At 53.8% G+C, this 17144-nt stretch carries 17 protein-coding genes; 16 read left to right on the top strand and 1 reads right to left on the bottom strand.

Annotated elements, in window-relative coordinates:
• The first annotated feature begins 28 nt into the window (after positions 1 to 28).
• The 14 genes from HII30_RS11540 to HII30_RS11475 all read left to right on the top strand — a co-directional run bounded on the left by HII30_RS11540 (position 29) and on the right by HII30_RS11475 (position 14125).
• Positions 29 to 1024, top strand: coding sequence for an ABC transporter substrate-binding protein (locus HII30_RS11540; protein ID WP_169505182.1), 996 nt, complete (start codon positions 29 to 31; stop codon positions 1022 to 1024).
• Positions 1025 to 1039: 15 nt separating this feature from the next.
• On the top strand, positions 1040 to 2464 hold the full coding sequence (locus HII30_RS11535; protein WP_169505180.1) for a UbiD family decarboxylase: 1425 nt from the start codon (positions 1040 to 1042) through the stop codon (positions 2462 to 2464).
• Positions 2465 to 2599: 135 nt separating this feature from the next.
• The gene (locus HII30_RS11530; protein ID WP_169505179.1) at positions 2600 to 3157 is read left to right on the top strand and encodes a UbiX family flavin prenyltransferase; all 558 of its coding nucleotides are present in this window, start codon (positions 2600 to 2602) and stop codon (positions 3155 to 3157) included.
• Positions 3142 to 3933 carry a 5-oxoprolinase subunit PxpB gene (gene pxpB, locus HII30_RS11525; RefSeq protein WP_425495993.1) on the top strand — a complete coding sequence of 264 codons (792 nt, stop codon included), beginning with the start codon at positions 3142 to 3144 and terminating at the stop codon, positions 3931 to 3933. The genes HII30_RS11530 and pxpB overlap by 16 nt, the downstream gene beginning before the upstream one ends.
• Before the next feature lie 8 nt (positions 3934 to 3941).
• Positions 3942 to 4949: a 5-oxoprolinase subunit C family protein gene (locus HII30_RS11520; RefSeq protein ID WP_169505176.1), complete on the top strand. Its 1008-nt coding sequence runs from the start codon at positions 3942 to 3944 to the stop codon at positions 4947 to 4949.
• Between the two features lie 15 nt (positions 4950 to 4964).
• Positions 4965 to 5744: a LamB/YcsF family protein gene (locus HII30_RS11515; protein ID WP_169505175.1), complete on the top strand. Its 780-nt coding sequence runs from the start codon at positions 4965 to 4967 to the stop codon at positions 5742 to 5744.
• A gap of 20 nt (positions 5745 to 5764) precedes the next feature.
• Positions 5765 to 7486 carry an FAD-binding protein gene (locus tag HII30_RS11510; RefSeq protein ID WP_169505174.1) on the top strand — a complete coding sequence of 574 codons (1722 nt, stop codon included), beginning with the start codon at positions 5765 to 5767 and terminating at the stop codon, positions 7484 to 7486.
• Between the two features lies 1 nt (position 7487).
• Positions 7488 to 7799 (top strand): 2Fe-2S iron-sulfur cluster-binding protein, encoded by a 312-nt coding sequence (locus tag HII30_RS11505; protein ID WP_169505173.1) that lies wholly within the window; start codon positions 7488 to 7490, stop codon positions 7797 to 7799.
• Entirely contained in the window at positions 7766 to 8659 is an 894-nt protein-coding gene (locus HII30_RS11500) for an FAD binding domain-containing protein (protein WP_169505172.1), read from the top strand. Before HII30_RS11505 ends, HII30_RS11500 begins: the two co-directional genes overlap by 34 nt.
• A 41-nt stretch (positions 8660 to 8700) precedes the next feature.
• The gene (locus tag HII30_RS11495) at positions 8701 to 9660 is read left to right on the top strand and encodes a substrate-binding domain-containing protein (protein WP_169505171.1); all 960 of its coding nucleotides are present in this window, start codon (positions 8701 to 8703) and stop codon (positions 9658 to 9660) included.
• Between the two features lie 18 nt (positions 9661 to 9678).
• The gene (locus HII30_RS11490) at positions 9679 to 10158 is read left to right on the top strand and encodes a (2Fe-2S)-binding protein (RefSeq protein WP_169505170.1); all 480 of its coding nucleotides are present in this window, start codon (positions 9679 to 9681) and stop codon (positions 10156 to 10158) included.
• On the top strand, positions 10155 to 12383 hold the full coding sequence (locus HII30_RS11485; protein WP_169505169.1) for a xanthine dehydrogenase family protein molybdopterin-binding subunit: 2229 nt from the start codon (positions 10155 to 10157) through the stop codon (positions 12381 to 12383). The genes HII30_RS11490 and HII30_RS11485 overlap by 4 nt, the downstream gene beginning before the upstream one ends.
• A 46-nt stretch (positions 12384 to 12429) precedes the next feature.
• Positions 12430 to 13536: an XdhC family protein gene (locus HII30_RS11480; RefSeq protein ID WP_169505168.1), complete on the top strand. Its 1107-nt coding sequence runs from the start codon at positions 12430 to 12432 to the stop codon at positions 13534 to 13536.
• The gene (locus tag HII30_RS11475; RefSeq protein ID WP_169505167.1) at positions 13529 to 14125 is read left to right on the top strand and encodes a nucleotidyltransferase family protein; all 597 of its coding nucleotides are present in this window, start codon (positions 13529 to 13531) and stop codon (positions 14123 to 14125) included. Before HII30_RS11480 ends, HII30_RS11475 begins: the two co-directional genes overlap by 8 nt.
• 422 nt (positions 14126 to 14547) lie before the next feature.
• Here the strand turns inward: HII30_RS11475 and HII30_RS11470 are convergent, their stop codons facing one another.
• Entirely contained in the window at positions 14548 to 16254 is a 1707-nt protein-coding gene (locus HII30_RS11470) for an ABC transporter ATP-binding protein (RefSeq protein ID WP_169505166.1), read from the bottom strand.
• A gap of 164 nt (positions 16255 to 16418) precedes the next feature.
• Here HII30_RS11470 and HII30_RS11465 point away from each other — a divergent pair, with 164 nt between their 5' ends.
• Together HII30_RS11465 and HII30_RS11460 are read left to right on the top strand one after the other, a co-directional pair.
• Positions 16419 to 16655, top strand: a complete 237-nt coding sequence (locus HII30_RS11465; RefSeq protein ID WP_169505165.1) for a DUF6953 family protein — start codon at positions 16419 to 16421, stop codon at positions 16653 to 16655.
• A 22-nt stretch (positions 16656 to 16677) separates the two neighbouring features.
• Complete coding sequence (locus tag HII30_RS11460; protein ID WP_169505164.1) at positions 16678 to 17115, top strand: DUF1801 domain-containing protein; 438 nt, start codon at positions 16678 to 16680, stop codon at positions 17113 to 17115.
• The last annotated feature ends 29 nt before the right edge of the window (positions 17116 to 17144 follow it).

Here is a 17144-nt window from a genome sequence, read left to right as displayed (position 1 = left end):
TAGTCCACCCATTAGGAGGAATTTAACCATGAACTTGAAAAAATCGGTATTTTCATCTTTGCTCGGCCTGTCGCTGCTGGCGGTTACAGCCTGCGGCAGCGATAGCGCTGCACCGGCTGATGGTACAGACACGCCTTCATCCGGAGGTACGGCTTCCGTCAAGGTTGGTCTGGTGTGCGGCGGGATGACGCCGCTGCTGACACAAATTGCGATCAATGACGGCTCATTCGAGAAAGAGAACCTGAAGGTAGAGAAGACGTGCTTCAACTCTGGAGCAGATGCGGTTCAGGCCCTGGTTGGCGGCAGCATCGACATTAACCTTGGCTCTTATGAGCATGTGCTCAGACAACAGAAGAATGGTCTCGGCGTAAAAGCATACGGTGAAATTTACAATGGGGTAGGTTACTCCCTGGTCGTGAAGAAGGATGCGCCATATCAAAGCATTGCTGACGTGAAGGATCAGGTTCTCGCAGTGACCAAGGTAGGCAGCTTGTCGGATACCGGCTTGCGTGCAGGCCTGGAAGGAGAAGGCCTGAACCCGGAGACCGACGCACAGATCATTAACGGCGGCAGCGGCGCAACCATGCTGGCAGCGATTGAAAGCGGAAAGGCTGCCGGAGGTATGGTGTCCGAGCCGACGATTTCGCAGATGCTTGCATCCGGAGACTACCGGGTATTATACGATCCGCCGTTTGAGTACGCGGGCATTGTTGTTATGGCCAAGACGGACTGGGTAGAACAGAATCAGGAAGCGATGAAGTCTTTCCTGAAAGTGAACAAAGAAGTGTTTGACCGGGCCAAAGAAGACCCTCAAAGCGTTGTAGAGCCGATGAAGAATGAATTTGAACAGCTTTCGGATGATGTTCTGCTGACAGCGATCGAAAATCAGCTTGCCAAAATTCCGGCTGACCTGAAAGTGACGAAAGAAGCCGCAGATATGGTGGCTGGTACACAAATCGAACTGGGTGCCATCAGTGAAGAAATCCCGTTTGAAGAGACTGTAGACTTAACACTACTCCCATAAGGCGGTGTATCTAACATGGCAAAAGATCTGAGAACGTATCTGAAAAATTTAACGGAAGCTTACCCGGAAAGCCTGCAGGTGGTCGACCAGCCGGTTAATCCAAGGTTCGGCATTACGGCTTATGCTTCCCGCCTGGCGCAGGATGGCAAATATCCTGGACTGCTGTTTACCGATGTTGAGGGATCCGAGCATTCCTGTATCTCCAATGTCCTGACTTCCTACGAGCGGATTGCCCTGTACCTGGGGTGTGACGTGCAGGATATTCCACGGGTATATGGAGAAAAGCTGCAGTCCCCGATCCCTCCGACCGAGATTGAGCGTTCGGCAGCTGCGGTGAAAGAAGTCGTCATTGAAGAACAGGATGTGGATCTGTCCAAGCTTCCAATTCCCGTGCACAACGAACTGGATGGCGGGCCGTATCTGTCAGCCGGCGTGATGGTCATTCGCGATCCGGATTCCGGTGAAATCAATGCAGGCATTTACCGTCACCAGATCTTTAATGAAAAAGAAATGGGTGTATGGTTCCTCGGTGCTCATCATGGCGGCCTCATCTATAAGAAATACAAGAAGCAAAACAAACCGGCTCCGGTCGCTATTGTTCTCGGCCATCACCCCGGCTTCATTATGGGCTCGGTATCCCGTATTCAGGGAGTCGGCGGGGAATATGCAGCTGCTGGCGCTTTAATGGGCGAGTCGCTTGAGCTCGTCAAGGCAGAGACCAGTGACCTGCTCGTTCCTGCTCATTCGGAGATCGTGCTCGAAGGCGAGATTCTTCCGGATTACGATCAAGTGGAAGGGCCGTTCGGCGAATGGCCGGGCCACTATCTGGGCGGCGGTTCTGTGCCGACGATCCGGATCACCAAGATCACCCACCGGCGCCATGCGATTTTCCAGGATATCGTAGCTTCCAGCAGAGAGCATCTGGTCGTGGGCGGTGTCCCGCGTTCAGGCAGTATTTATCAGACGGTGAAGGAAGTTGTTCCAAGTCTGAAAACCGTACATGTTCCTTTCTACGCCCGGATGCACTGCTATCTGTCTCTTCATAAGGAGAGAGAAGCCGATGTGAAAAAGGCAGCCTTTGCCGCCCTGAACACCGAGCAGGAAAATCTGCGGCACATTGTGGTCGTGGATGAGGACATTAATGTGTTTGACGGCGAAGAAGTTGCTTGGGCGATTGGAACAAGGTTTGATGCCGAGCGCGATCTGCTGATCATTCCGAAATGGAACGGTCCCGGCGGACTGCTCCCAACCAACTGGGAGTACCATGCCGACGGCAAGAATACACCGCGGATGTCCAGCGCAGTCATCGTGGATGCGACCAAACCTGCACCGCCGATTGTGTTTCCGCCAAGAGCCGTTGTGCCGATCGGAGATGTCAGTCAGGCGAAGCTGGAAGTGCTGCGCGGCTTGAATGAAGAAGAGAAAGGCAAATGGTTTTAACGAGTTTTGAATACATGATGAGCCCCGGGAATGCACCTTCCATTTTTTTGGACAGGCGTCGACCTGGGGCTGCCGTGTTTCCATTGTGCTTTTGGAAAAAGTGAAGGCTGCTGCCTGGACAATTAGGAGGAATCCATGAAAATCATCGTTGGTATATCCGGTGCTACGGGCCCGATCTATGGGATCAAGCTGCTCGAAGTCCTGAAAGAATTAGGGATTGAAACACATCTCGTTCTCAGCACCTGGGCAGAAAAAACAATTGTCATCGAGACGGATTATACCGTCGATCAGGTAAAAAGCCTGGCCACCGTCGTGCATCCATCATTCAATCAGGCGGCAACCATTTCCAGCGGTTCGTACAAGACCGACGGGATGGTCATCGCTCCTTGCAGCATGAAGACCCTGGCAGCGATCAGCCACGGGTACTCGGACAATCTGGTCTCACGGGCTGCCGATGTTGTTCTCAAGGAAAAAAGAAAGCTCATTCTGATTCCGCGGGAAGCCCCGCTTAGTGAAATACATTTGGAAAATATGCTGCGTCTGGCCCGTATGGGAGCAGTCATTCTGCCGCCAGTACCGGCTTTTTATAATAAACCGGAAAGCATCGACGACATGGTGATGCATACCGTATCCAGAACCCTGGATCAGCTTGGTATCGACAACGAAGTTTCCAGGCGCTGGCTGCAGTCTTAGCGATTTTAAAAGAAGTAATATGGAAAATCAGGGGGAAGGAGGCGCTTGGTATCCAGTATGCAGAAATATCTCCGGCCGGCGACTGTGCTATGGTTATCCGGTTCGGAGATCAAGCTGATATCGAAACACATCATAAGGTGCGCGCCGTTTCAAAGCATTTGGCGGAGCATCCTTTTGAAGGCATGGTTGAATATATTCCGGCATTCACCTCGGTTACCGTTGTGTATGATCCGGTTGCAATCTATTTGAAGGACAAGAGCCGTTCTGGCAAGGGAGAGATTCGGTACCCGTTTGAGAGTGTGGAACGGACACTGAAGAAGATAATGGATGCTCTGCAGGAGGGCACAGTGCCCAAACCGCGTGTCGTGAAGATACCTGTGTGCTACGGGGAAGAGTTCGGTCCTGATTTGGAGCATGTTGCCGAGCTGAACGGACTTTCTGTGGACGACGTCATCTCGATTCACTCCAGTGGAGAGTATTTGGTGTATATGCTCGGATTTGCCCCGGGATTTCCGTATTTAGGGGGCATGGACAAGCGGATATCGGCGCCGCGCAAGGATACGCCACGTCTGTCGATTCCGGCAGGAACGGTGGGGATTGCAGGAGAGCAGACCGGGATCTATCCGATCAGCACACCGGGCGGCTGGCAGCTGATCGGCCGGACGCCTTCATCATTGTTTTTACCGCATAAGCAGCCACCCACCCTGCTTGAGGCGGGAAATGTGATTACATTCTATCCGATTTCCCGCAAAGAGTATGAGGAGTGGAGGGAGTAAAGGCCATCATGAGTATTTATGTTCATAAGCCCGGATTGCTGTCCACCGTTCAGGACGGCGGCAGAACCGGGTATCAGCAGTATGGTGTCATCGTCAGCGGTGCTATGGATCACTTTGCCCATCAGGCCGCCAACCTGCTGGTTGGAAACACGGGAGACGAAGCGACGCTGGAAATGACGGTCATCGGCCCAGTGCTGGAGTTTGAGCGTGCGGCTGTCATTGCTGTATGCGGAGCAGACTTGTCACCCAGCATAGGCGGTAAAGCCGTACCTCTATGGAGACCGGTATACATACCTGCTGGAGCCGTTCTCCGGTTCGGATCTTCCAGACAGGGCTGCCGGGGGTATCTGGCTGCAGCTGGCGGACTGAATGTTCCGCATCAGATGAACAGCCGCTCGACCTATCTCCGCGCCGGGATTGGCGGTTATCAGGGGAGATCGCTGCAGGCGGAAGACCGTCTGCCAGTTCAGCAGCCAACAGAGCTGGGAGAACTTATAGCAGGCGGCATTCAGGCCCGCATGGAAGAAGGAGAACCGTTCGGGACAGTAGGCTGGAGCGTTTCCTATGAGATGCTGCCGGATTACGGGAAGCATCCGGTGATCCGGATCCTTCCCGGCGCGCAGCAGTCCTGGTTTGAAGAAGAGAGTCTAAAAGATTTGCACTCGGCGGAATTTATCGTTCAGCCGCAGTCCGACCGGATGGGCTACCGGCTTGCCGGCAAGCCGCTGCATAAGGTAAAGCAGCAGGAGCTTTTGTCGGAGCCGGTCACGTTCGGCACGGTGCAGGTTCCGCCTGACGGGAACCCGATCGTGCTGATGGCGGACCGCCAGACCACGGGAGGTTATCCCAAGGTGGCGCAGGTCATTACAGCGGATCTGCCGCTGCTTGCACAATCACAAATCGGCAGCAGCATTCGGTTTCAGCCGGTCACTCTGCAGGAAGCACAGGAAATCCAGCTGATGGCAAGCCTGAACCTGCGCTTTTTACGAAAGAGCATACGCATGTATTTCGTGTAATGAGGAGGAAACAAGATGAAATTTGTGGATTTGAACTGTGATATGGGCGAAAGCTTTGGAGCATATACACTGGGACGGGATGCCGAGATTTTGGAGCATGTGACCTCAGCCAATATTGCCTGCGGATTCCATGCCGGAGATGCCGGAACGATGCGCAAGACGGTCAAGCTGGCACTGGAGAAGGGTGTAGCAATCGGTGCTCATCCGGGCCTGCAGGACCTGATTGGCTTTGGCCGCCGCAGAATGGACATTACGCCGCAGGAAGCGTATGACATGGTTGTGTACCAAATCGGCGCGCTGTCAGGTTTTGTACGTGCTGAGGGTGCTGTGATGCAGCATGTGAAAGCACATGGAGAGCTTTACAATATGGCGGCAGGTAATCCGGGGCTGGCTGAGGCGATTGCCGAGGCGGTCTACAGCGTAGACCCTGCTCTCATTCTGTTCGGTCTTGCCGGCAGTGAGCTGGTGAAGGCAGGGGAGAAGCTTGGACTCCGCACAGCCAGCGAGGTTTTCTCTGACCGTACGTACCAATCGGACGGTTCCCTGACTTCCCGGCGCCAGCCGGATGCCATGATTGAAAGTGATGAGGAGTCTGCAGGGCAGGTCATACGGATGGTGAACGAGGGAAAAGTGCTGTCACGGCAGGGTAGTGATGTCGCAATCCAGGCCGATACGGTCTGCATCCATGGTGACGGCGCTCATGCACTGGAATTTGCTCAACAAATCAATGCTTCCTTGAAGCAGGCCGGGATTACGGTGCAGGCCATCGGCAAATCCCTATCACGTCAATCCTAACAAGAACAGGGGCGGTACTGATGAATCCTTTGAATATACAAACTGATGTGCTCGTGATTGGCTCAGGCGCTGCGGGCATGATCGCAGCCAAAGCTGCAGCGGATGAAGGAGCAAGCGTCGTTCTGGCAGATAAAAGTCTGGTCGGACGCGGCGGTGCAACGATATTGGCGCAGATGACTGTAGCGGTGGCTCTCGGAGAAGCCGAAGAGGACAATCCGGATATTCATTTCGAAGACACGATGAAGGGCAGCCGGGGTATGGCCCAGCCGGACATTGTGCGCGCTGTGGTAGACCGGGGCCCTGAGCTGATTACCGAACTGGCCGGATATGGCGTGAAGTGGGCCAAGACAGATGACGGCAAGTATTCTCAGGTTGTCGCTCCGGGCCATTCACGGCGGCGCTGTGTGTATGTGGATATTTTGAATACAGGCGGAGCCACTTCGGCCGCACTGCGCAAATCCATCTGGAAAAACAAGGATATCCAGAGACTGAAGAACATCATGATCACCAAGCTGGTTATAGAGGACGGCGAAGTTACCGGTGCGCTCGGCTTTACGATGGAACGTTTTCAGCCGGTCACCGTTGCTGCAAGTGCCGTGATTCTGGCTACTGGCGGTTTGACCGAAATCTATGAACGCAACAGCGCTTCATCCAATATGACAGGCGACGGCTTTATGCTGGCAGCAGAAGCGGGTGCAGAGCTGAGAGACATCGAGATGGTGCAGTTCTTCCCGATTGCCCATCTGCATCCGCCGCTTGTCGGGATCGACCCGATCATGTGGGATCCGTTCCGCTATAAGCTGGGAGGAAGGCTCCTGAATGGCAATGAGGAAGAATTCATGGACAAGTACAATAGTGAAGTGGCCGGTGTTTACAGTGCTGCACGGGATCAAACCACGTTCGCTATTTTCAAGGAAGTCGAAGCTGGCCGCGGCACGCCGCATGGCGGAGCATATCTCGATTTCCGGATGGTGCCGGAAGAGAAGCTGAAGGAAGCTTTCGGTCCGGTCATCGATATTCTGATTGGCCAGGGAATCGATCTGACAAAAGACATGGTCGAGGTTGCACCGATGGCGCACTTTACGATGGGCGGCATTCAGGTGAATGAGCAGATGGAGACGACCGTTCCAGGCTTATATGCCTGCGGAGAGCTGATCTATGGCATGCATGGTGCGAACCGGCTGTCTGGCAATGCGATTACGGAAGCACTGGTGACCGGACGCATCGCTGCAGAAGCGAGTGTCCGGGCACAGCGGAAATCCTGCACGGCAGAGCATCTGCTGCCTGCACTGGCAGCAGAGCTGGAACGGCTGGAGCGTTTCTGGTATCCGCGGGAAGCAGACCGGGATGAGACGTCCATGCTGTCACTGAAGCATGAGCTGCAGCAGCTCATGTGGGAGGGCGCCGGACCGCTGCGGACAGAAGAGAGCCTGAAACAGGCGGCAGAGCGCCTGGAGAAGCTCCAGGTTCGTGTGGAGGATACGGCGCTGGCCAGACAAGAGCATTTTACACTGAGCCTGATCGAGAAGCTGGAGCTGTTCAATATGCTGAAGCTGAGCCGGGCGATTGTGATGGGAGCTCTGGCGAGAAGGGAAACCCGCGGCGCCCATGTCCGCCTGGATTATGATCATGCTTACGAGACGGCGGTCAGCACAAGCTTCGCGCTGGATGGTCTGCAGGATTGGAGCATGAAGGAAATTGCGCTGCCTCAGCAGGGACAAATCGATAAAGGGGGCCGTTAACATGTCATACGTAACGTTAAATGTCGTTCGCGGAGACGCGGATACCGAAAGACGAACAGAGGACTATGAGGTGCCGTTCAAGGACGGAATGAGCCTCCTGGATGCGATTTTCTGGATCAGAGAACATAAGGAGCCTTCTTTCGCAGTGAGATATTCGTGCCGATCGGCCAATGCATGCAAGGAGTGTATGGCCCTGGTGGATGGCAAAGCCGGATATTTATGCAGCATACGCGCAGTCCCTGATACCAAGGTGAAGCTTGAGCCGCTGCCGAGCCTCCCATGGATCAAGGATTTGGCGACTTCACTGGATTAGGATGTGATGAAATCATGGCTTGGCTAAAACCGAAAAGTGTGGATGAAGCGCTGAAATGGATGGAGGAATATCGTCCGAAAATCGTATGCGGCGGTACCGATCTGTTTGTAGACTGGCACAGCCGCAAAGGATTGGTGAATGCCGAACACTGGCTCGATATTCAGGAGATTTCGGAATTGAAACAAATTCAAATGACGGAAGAAGGCCTGTCGCTGGGCGCGGCGGTTACCGCATCGCAGATCTGGCAGGATGACAAGCTGGACGCCTTTCCTTCCCTGCGGCAGGCTGCGCGTATCGTCGGAGGCTGGCAGGTTCAGAACCGGGCTTCCATCGGCGGCAATGTGGCGAACGCGTCTCCGGCTGCCGATATGGTTGTACCACTGGCAGCAGCACGGGCAGTGATACGATTGTCCGGAGTCAATGGCAGCCGCAGCCTGCCCATCTCGGACTTCATTCTCGGCCCGAGACAGACGGCGCTGGCGCCGGATGAGATGATTACGTCGGTGCTTGTTCCGAAGGAATGCCTGCATGTGCCCCAGATTTTCATGCGCCATGATCAGCGCGGGGCGACGGACATTTCCATCGTATCGGTGGCTGTGATTGCTAAGAGCAGCGGGGATCAGCTGGAATGGGCAAGAGCCGCTGTAGGGGCTGCCAATGCGGTGCCTGTCATTCTTCCTGAGGAGCAGGAGGCACTGTGGCAGGGCGTGATGGATGAAGACAAATTAACAAGGATGTCGGAGCTGTATGCAGCGAGCAGCAATCCGATCTCGGATGTGCGGGCAAGCGCGGAATACCGGCGTGCGATGGTCAAGGTATTTACCGCACGAGCAGCCAGACAGGTACTTGGGTTGAATTAATGTGGAATGGAACCGAAAACCAAGCTGAATGAGGTGTGAGGATGGAGAAAGCATTAACGGTAGCCATGTCGGAAAGCGACCGGACACAAAAGATCATGTCCGGTCAGGAAACGCTGGGTGATTTACGGTTAGAGCCGCAGAAAGCCAGTGTTGAGGAAATATTCGTTAAACAGATTTCAGAAGCGGTGTATGATGTTGCTGAGCTGTCACTGGCATCGTATCTGATTGCACTGGGCAGAGGGGAACAGCGCCTGACGGCGATTCCTGTGTTTCTCTCACGCTCTTTCCGCCATAATGCCATTTATGTGCGGTCAGACAGTCCCTGGACTCACCCGTCACAGCTGAAAAACCGCAAGTTCGGTTTTCCGGAATATCAGATGACGGCTGCGGTATGGGTCCGGGGTTTCTTCCGTCACGAATGGGGCATTGCCAATGATGAAATGTCCTGGTTCACCTACCGTGACGAGCGGGTTCCGATTGAGACGCCGGCCCAAAGGGGCACAGGCGATGACATATTTAAAGCTTTGGCGGATGGAGAAGTGGATGCGGTGATGACTGCCCGCCGGCCTCCGGCCTCTTATTTCCCGGATACCGGAGAAGGCGGTGTGCTGCGCCGGCTGTTTCCGGATGTATGGGAAGAAGAGCGCAGCTATTACCGCAAGACCGGCATTTTTCCAATCATGCATCTGGTATCATTGAAGGAAGAAACGGTGCGTCAGCATCCGGAGCTGCCTGGGCAGCTGTACCAGCTGATGCTGAACCGCAAGAACGAAGGCATTGCGCAAATGCTGGAAACCATTAAGAATCAGACGTCAGCTCCTTGGATCTGGGAGTCGGTAGAGCAGAGTGCGAAGCTGATGGACTCCGATATTTGGCCATACGGGCTGAAGGCGAACTGGTCTCAAATCCAGCTGTTTATGTCCTATTTGCAGGAGGATGGTCTGTTACAGCAAACGTTGGCTCCCGAGCAGGTATTTCACCCTTCGGTGCTCCATACGTAAGAAAGGAAGCGTGTTTGTATGCATGAACATCAATTGAATCTTACGATAAATGGCTGTGAAAATAAGGTGTCCGGGGATGTCACACAGCCGCTGGCCGACGTTATCCGCGAGAAGCTGGGACTGACCGGTACCAAAATTGGCTGCCGGACAGGAGAATGCGGTGCCTGCACGGTGCTGATCGACGGCAAGCCGGTCGTATCCTGCCTGGTGCCTGCGGCTTCAGCGGAAGGGCATGACGTCGTTACGATTGAAGAACTGTCGCAAAAGGACGATTTTCAGCGCCTGGTGCAGAGCATGCTGGAAACCGGAGGCGTCCAGTGCGGTTTTTGCACACCGGGTATTATGGTGACGCTGTGGGCCTGGCTTCAGGACCGCTCGCTGTTCGGCGGCGATATCTCTTCTGCGCTGAAAAATAATCTGTGCCGCTGTACAGGCTATCAGAGCATTATTGCCGCTGTGGAACAAGTTATTGCCGAGGAAGGGGGAACCCGGATATGATCCAGACCCAGAAGAAATCCAAAAATGATCTGGCGGCCAAGGTCACTGGGAATACCCGGTATCTGCATGATATGAACCTTCCAGGGCAGCTGGTCGGAGGCACCTTCCGAAGCCCTTATCCTCATGCCCGCATTACTAGGCTGGATGTGAGCAAAGCCCGGGCGGTGAAGGGGGTTGCTGCCGTCCTGACGGCAGAGGACGTCCCGCATCTGGAGTTTGGTCCGACGAAGTACAAGGACTGGAACATCCTCGCCAAAGACAAAGTGCTGTTCATCGGAGATGAGATCGCTGTTGTTGCTGCAGAAACCCGGGAAGCGGTGGACAAGGCTTTATCGCTAATCGAGGTGGAGTTTGAACAGCTTCCCGCCATCTTTGATCCCGAGGATTCACTGCAGGAAGATGCCGTGGAGATTCACCCGGGTGTAGAGCGCAACCGGCCCATGCATGTGCTGGTGAATCGCGGCGATATGGATCAGGCGAAACAAGAGGCTCATATCGTCCGGAGCGGCCGCTATCACTCCAACCGTATCTATCAGGGGCATATGGAGCCTGTCGGCGTTCTCGCTTCCTGGTCGGATGAGGAAGGGCTGACGCTGTGGGCTGCTTCGCATATACCTTATCGTGCGCGGGAGACGTATGCGGCCGGTTTCGGCCTGCCGGAAGACAAGGTCAGAATCATCGTTCCGCCGATTGGCGGCTCATTCGGGTCCAAATATGTGCTGAAGCTGCATGTGACCTCGGCAGCACTCTCCATGAAGACCGGCCGTCCGGTCAAAATGATTCTCGACCGCAGTGAGGATATGCTGACCGCACACCCGCGGGTGCCGCTCACCTATGATATTGAGATCGGCGCTGCCGCGGACGGTACTTTTTTATATAAAGAACTGACCGTTTACGGTGACGCCGGTGCCCGGATCTACTGGAGTCCGAACGTGCTTGCTACAGCATGTACGCGTACAGACTGTATCTATAATTTCGGGGCCATCAAAGCAGAAGGCCATTTATGCTATACCAACAGCAGCCCGACGACATGCATGCGCGGCTTCGGCAATGCGGAAACGCTGTTTGCTGTAGAGAGCGTCATTGACGAACTGGCTCTGGGACTCGGCATGGATCCGGCGGACCTGCGAATGAAGAATATTGTAAAACAAGGTGAGACGACGGTTCACGGCTACAAGCTCGATACCTGCAATCTGGACCTTTGCATCGATAAAGCCAAGGAAATATCCGGCTGGGAAAGGCGGAATGAGCTGCCTGCCAACCGGGGGCTGGGCATGGCGCTGGCCAATCACGTATCCGGATTCCGGGCGATCGACCCCCGCTTTGACGGCTCCACAGCGATCATGCGGATTAACCTCGACGGAGAGCTGGAGATTGAAACGGGTGAGATTGAGCTGGGACAGGGCATGTCTGTGACTTACGCCCGGATTGCTGCTCAGATTCTCGGAATTCCGGAAGGCGGCATCATCGTAAAATCCGGTGATACTGGCAGATATCCGTTCGGCATCGGTACCTTAGCTTCCCGGAGTACGGTGATGGGCGGTAATGCCGTTATGAAAGCCTCACAGGAAATGCAGCGGCAGATTCAGGCTTTGGCGACACAGGTACATGGGGAAGGGGCGGAATTCAGGGATGGCCAGGTTCACAGCGACGGCAAGGCATTTACCCTGAAGGACATCTCGGCCTGGTACCGCGCCCGGCATGCTGGCGAAGAATTCAAGGTGAAAGAGACTTATGTTCCGGATACGGAAATGCCGGATGCCACATATTTCGGCAACCCGTCTCCCAATTACCCTTTTGCAGCTCATGTGGCGGAGGTTGAGGTGGACCCGGATACCGGGCGGACCAGAATGATCGGCTACTGGGCCGTGCATGACTCAGGCACCATCATTCATGAGACCATGGCTAAAGGACAAGTGATTGGAGCCGTTGCGCAGGGCATCGGCTGGGTGTTGATGGAGGATTTCCAGGTGGAAGAAGGCGTGGTTCGAAATCCGTCGATGATGGATTACCGGATGCCGGGAGCACATGATATACCTCATGTAGACATTGCCTTTATCCAGGAACCCGATCCTAACGGCCCGATGGGAGCCAAATCGCTCGGCGAAGTGGCCCTGGACCCGGTACCTGGAGCGATTGCGAATGCGATTGCCCATGCGACCGGAAAAAGAGGAACGCGCCTGCCGCTCTCGGCAGAACGTGTATGGAACATGCTGCAGAGTTGACTTTATAATTTTATTGCATAATTGCCTGCAAAGAAGGTGTCAACCTATGAAAGAACTGCTCGCCGCACTTAAACGCTGTAAGGAAGACCGCCTTCCTTGCGTCATTGCTGCCATTATCCAGGTGGAAGGCTCATCCTACCGCAAGGAAGGCGCCAGATGTATCATCACCTCCTCCGGGCAGGTGGTCGGTATCCTTAGCGGCGGCTGCATTGAGGAAGATATTGCGGCGCATGCGTCCGAAGTGTTTCTTCAAGGCAGACCGAAAAAGCTGGTGTATGATTTCCGGTCCGGTGAAGATGATCTGTGGGGTCTTGGTGCAGGGTGCAATGGAGCGATTACAGTCTGGCTCGAGCTGTTCGACCCAGTACAGTTTCCGGAAGCAGCAGCATCCATCCTTGAAGATTATGAGGATCGGGACCGCTGTACCGTGCCGTATTATGCCTGCACCGTACTGGATTCTAACGTCCCTGAGCGTTATGCTCCGGGAGAGCGGTGGAAGGCAGCAGAAGGGAGTAAATGTGGCCCTTTTAGTCTGCCTCCTGGAAGCTGTGGAATTGTGCAGGGAGAAATCGAAGGCGGCATAGTGGAGATTTTCGCAGAGCGCATTCAGCCTGTTCCGAGACTTACGGTGATCGGGGCAGGAGCAGATGCCGAGCTGATGACGCAGATGGCGTGCATGATGGGATGGCATGTCTCTGTCGCCTATCATGAAACCGCCAGAGCGGTGAAGGAAAATTTCCCGGCCGCTCATGAGCTTCATCACGTGCCGAGGGGTGACTTTACCCGGCTGCCGCTGCATCGAAGACACTATGTGCTGGTCATGTCCCACAATCTTGAGCTGGATATCGCTGCGGCGGGGCAGCTGCTGCCTCATGAAGACGTAGTCTATATGGGCATTCTGGGATCCAAGAGCCGGATTAACCGGATTATGGAGGAGCTGCAGGCCGAAGGGCTTGTGAATAGCAGGCACCTTGGCAAGCTCCATGCTCCGGTCGGGTTAAATCTTGGCGGGGAAACCCCTCAAGAGATTACGCTGAGCATTATGGCGGAGATGGTGTCCCACTGGCACGGCGCCTCCGCTCAACCGATGAGGACGACCAAGAGCGCCGGGCTGAACGGCCATGTGCTGCCAGGCAGGCGGAAGCATGGATAAACCGCTCCTTATTCTAGTGCTCGCAGCAGGCCTGTCCCGCCGCATGGGCCGTCCCAAGCAGCTGCTTCCCATTGGGGGAGAGACTTTGCTGCGATATGTCGTGAAAAAAGCATTAACCGTCCCCCATGCCTCTGTTGCCGTGGTTGGCTCAGGGGAGAGTCTCATGAAGCAGCAGTGCGAGGATTTGCCGGTGGTATGGATCGAGAATCGTGATGCACATGATGGGATGAGCACCTCCATCAAAGCCGGTATCTCCTATGCGCAAGATTGCAGTGCAGGTTCAGTCATGATCCTGCTTGGCGATCAGCCGGGCATGGATCCCGGCGTGCTTGCAGGGATGGCCGGTGCCTTTGGGGCCGGCTCATCCGGCATGCTTCAGGCGCGGTATGAGGGTAAGCCGGGGCATCCCGTCATGTTTGACCGCCGCTTTTTCCCGGAGCTGCTAAAGCTTGAGGGAGATACCGGAGCGAAGCCGCTTCTTCAGCGTCATGCTGACAGCCTGCAGTTTTGGGATGTGAACACACCGGTCCCGGTGGATCTCGACACCCCGGAGGAGTACGAGCATTATATTCGTTCGAGTGAGGAGTGACTGGCGGCTTTGCTGAAGCGGGTGTGGGAAGCAGCCATCTATGGATACAAAAAAGGGGCAAGCATCAATTAACGGATGCTTGCCCTTTTTGCATGGAGTTCTCTAGATCAGCTGTTAAGCCTGAATTTCAAGCTTATTTGCCCGCTTTTCTCGCTAGAGTGCAGAATAAGACTGAAACGCTAGCAACAGAAGAGAAATACCTGTGAAGTGAAAAAATAAGCCTGAAAAACAGGCTTATTGAGATAATGCTTTCTAATTTTAGTGAAATAAGCTTGGAAAACAAGCTTATTTCGAAAAAGCTAAGATAACTCGCTGGGCAAAGGCATGCACCGAGCCACGCATCATGCGCACAAGGAGAGGTGCACACGATGTACAAAGTATCACCTCAAGAAGATGGCAGCAGCAGCGTCAGCCTGCTTACATCAAGTCAACTGGTGCAGCCGGCTGTATGCTCCGCCGGAGACCATCAGCTCCTGATGCGTGCCCTGCTCGGCGATGCCGTCTTTCGTGACCACGATAATCCGGTCAGCGTTCTGAATCGTCGTCAGCCGGTGTGCGATCACCAGTGTTGTTCGGCCGACAGACAGCTCTGCCAGCGACTTCTGGATCTGCGCTTCGGTCTCTGTATCCAGAGCCGAAGTGGCTTCGTCCAGAATGAGAATCGGCGGGTTTTTCAGGAACATACGGGCGATGGATAACCGCTGCTTCTGTCCGCCGGACAGCTTCACGCCGCGCTCACCGATGACGGTGTCCATGCCTTCCGGGAGACTCTGGATGAGATCATCCAGTGAAGCCCGGCGCGCCGCTTCCCAGATCTGCTTGTCCGTGGCGGCAAGATCGCCGTAAGCAATATTTTCGCGAATCGTACCTGAGAACAGGAATACATCCTGCTGCACAATCCCGATATGCTTGCGCAGATTTTGAAGCTGGTAATCCCGGATATCTAAACCGTCGACCGTAATACTCCCCTCTTCCACTTCATAAAAACGGGGCAGGAGGCTGCAGATCGTCGTCTTACCTGCACCCGAAGGGCCAACGAAGGCAATAGTCTCACCAGCACGGATGGACAGGCTGATGTTGTTCAGTATGTTCCGGTTACGCTCATATCCGAAGGATACCCCCTCGAAACGGATATCTCCCTTCACGTTCGAGAGAGATACCGCGTCAGGCCGGTCCGCAATCTCAGGCTCGGTATCCATGATTTCGAGATACCGTTTGAAGCCTGCGATGCCTTTTGGATAACTCTCAAGCACGGCATTAATCTTTTCGATCGGACGGAAGAAGATATTGGAAAGCAGCAGGAAAGCCATGAACTCGCCCATTTCGATCTTGCCCTGAATGAAGAACCAGGCACCGCAGATCATCACGAATACGGTAATGAGGCGCATCAGCATATAGTTGATGGACATGCTCTTAGCCATTGTTTTGTAGGCAAGCAGCTTCGTGGCGCGGAACTGCTTGTTCTCTTCATCGAACAGCTTCTTCTCATGCTCTTCATTCGCAAAAGATTGAACGACACGGATTCCGCCGACATTATCTTCGATACGGGCGTTGAAATTGCCGACATTCCGGAACAGCTGCCGGTAGGTCGTCGTCATACGGCTGCCGAACTTGATGATCAGCCAGGCCATAAACGGAACAATGATAAACGTCAGCAGCGCCAGCTCCAGATTAATGTAAGCCATCAGGGAGAACGAACCGAGCAGCGTCATGACAGCGATGAACACATCCTCCGGCCCATGATGGGCAACTTCCCCGATATCGTTCAGGTCGTTCGTGACACGGCCCATCAGGTGGCCGGTTTTATTGTTGTCAAAGAAGCGGAACGAGAGCTTCTGGATATGTGTGAACATTTTGGAGCGCATGTCGGTTTCAATGTTAATACCGAGCATATGTCCCCAGTAGGTGACAACATAATTAAGCACCGTATTCAAGGCATAGATCGAGAGCAGGACAATACATGCGATCAATATGACCGGCCAATTTTGCCCGGGAAGCAGGTCATCGATAAAGGTACTGACAGCCAGCGGAAAAGCCAGCTCCAGCAGCCCCGCAATGACGGCACACGTAAAATCCAGAATAAACAACCCTTTATAGGGCCGATAGTACGAAAAAAACCTTTTGATCAAAGCATTCACACTCCAAGCTTGAAACATAGTACATTAAATTGTAGCCTACGATATACATATGCACAATCATCTTTTACATCAAAACAGAGCTTGTCGCGCAGTTTTGGTATACTGGCTAGTAAGCACATCAGAAAAAGATCGCGGCGAACAAGAGGAGGACGATGATGGAATTTACGGCAGACAATGTAGCGGAGTGGATGGTGAAGGAAATTCAGTTTACAGGCACACTTCGTCAGGAAGATGCCATTGAATATGTAAGGAAGCATTTTGGCGAACAATTTGTATTTGTGAATGAGAATGGAAATGCATCCCTGTCTAAAGAGGTAAAAAAAGCTTTTCGAAAGCTTCACAACGGGCGGATCGCCTGGGATCGTGACGGATTCATGTGGGCTTGGACATGACCAAAGGAGACACACGGATATAATGGCAGAACAGAAAACCATACCAACGGATGACAGTGTTGTTGAATTTATAGAAGCCGTTGAATCTCCGAAAAAGAAGGAAGATGCGTACCGTCTCCTGGATCTGTTCACAGAAACAACCGGATACCCGGCAGTCATGTGGGGAACCAGTATTATTGGCTTCGGTTCGTATCATTACAAGTATGAATCGGGACATGAAGGCGATGCGCCGCTAGTTGGATTTTCTCCCCGCAAGGCCAAGATCAGCCTGTATTTCGCAGCAGGTGGTGATTCCCAGAGGGGAGCTTTGCTGGACCAGCTGGGCAAGCACACAAGCGGAAAGGCATGCGTTTATATTAACAAAGTAGATGATATTGATGCCGAGGTGCTGAAGGCGCTGATTCATCAGTCTGTGACATTCTTGAGGGAGATGTATCCTGAATCCGGCACACCCTTATGACAACGAAACACCAGCTCCAACAAAAAGGA

Source organism: Paenibacillus lemnae (genome assembly GCF_012933385.1).
Taxonomy (GTDB): domain Bacteria; phylum Bacillota; class Bacilli; order Paenibacillales; family Paenibacillaceae; genus Paenibacillus_AQ; species Paenibacillus_AQ lemnae.
This window is presented reverse-complemented; position numbering and strand designations above follow the sequence as displayed.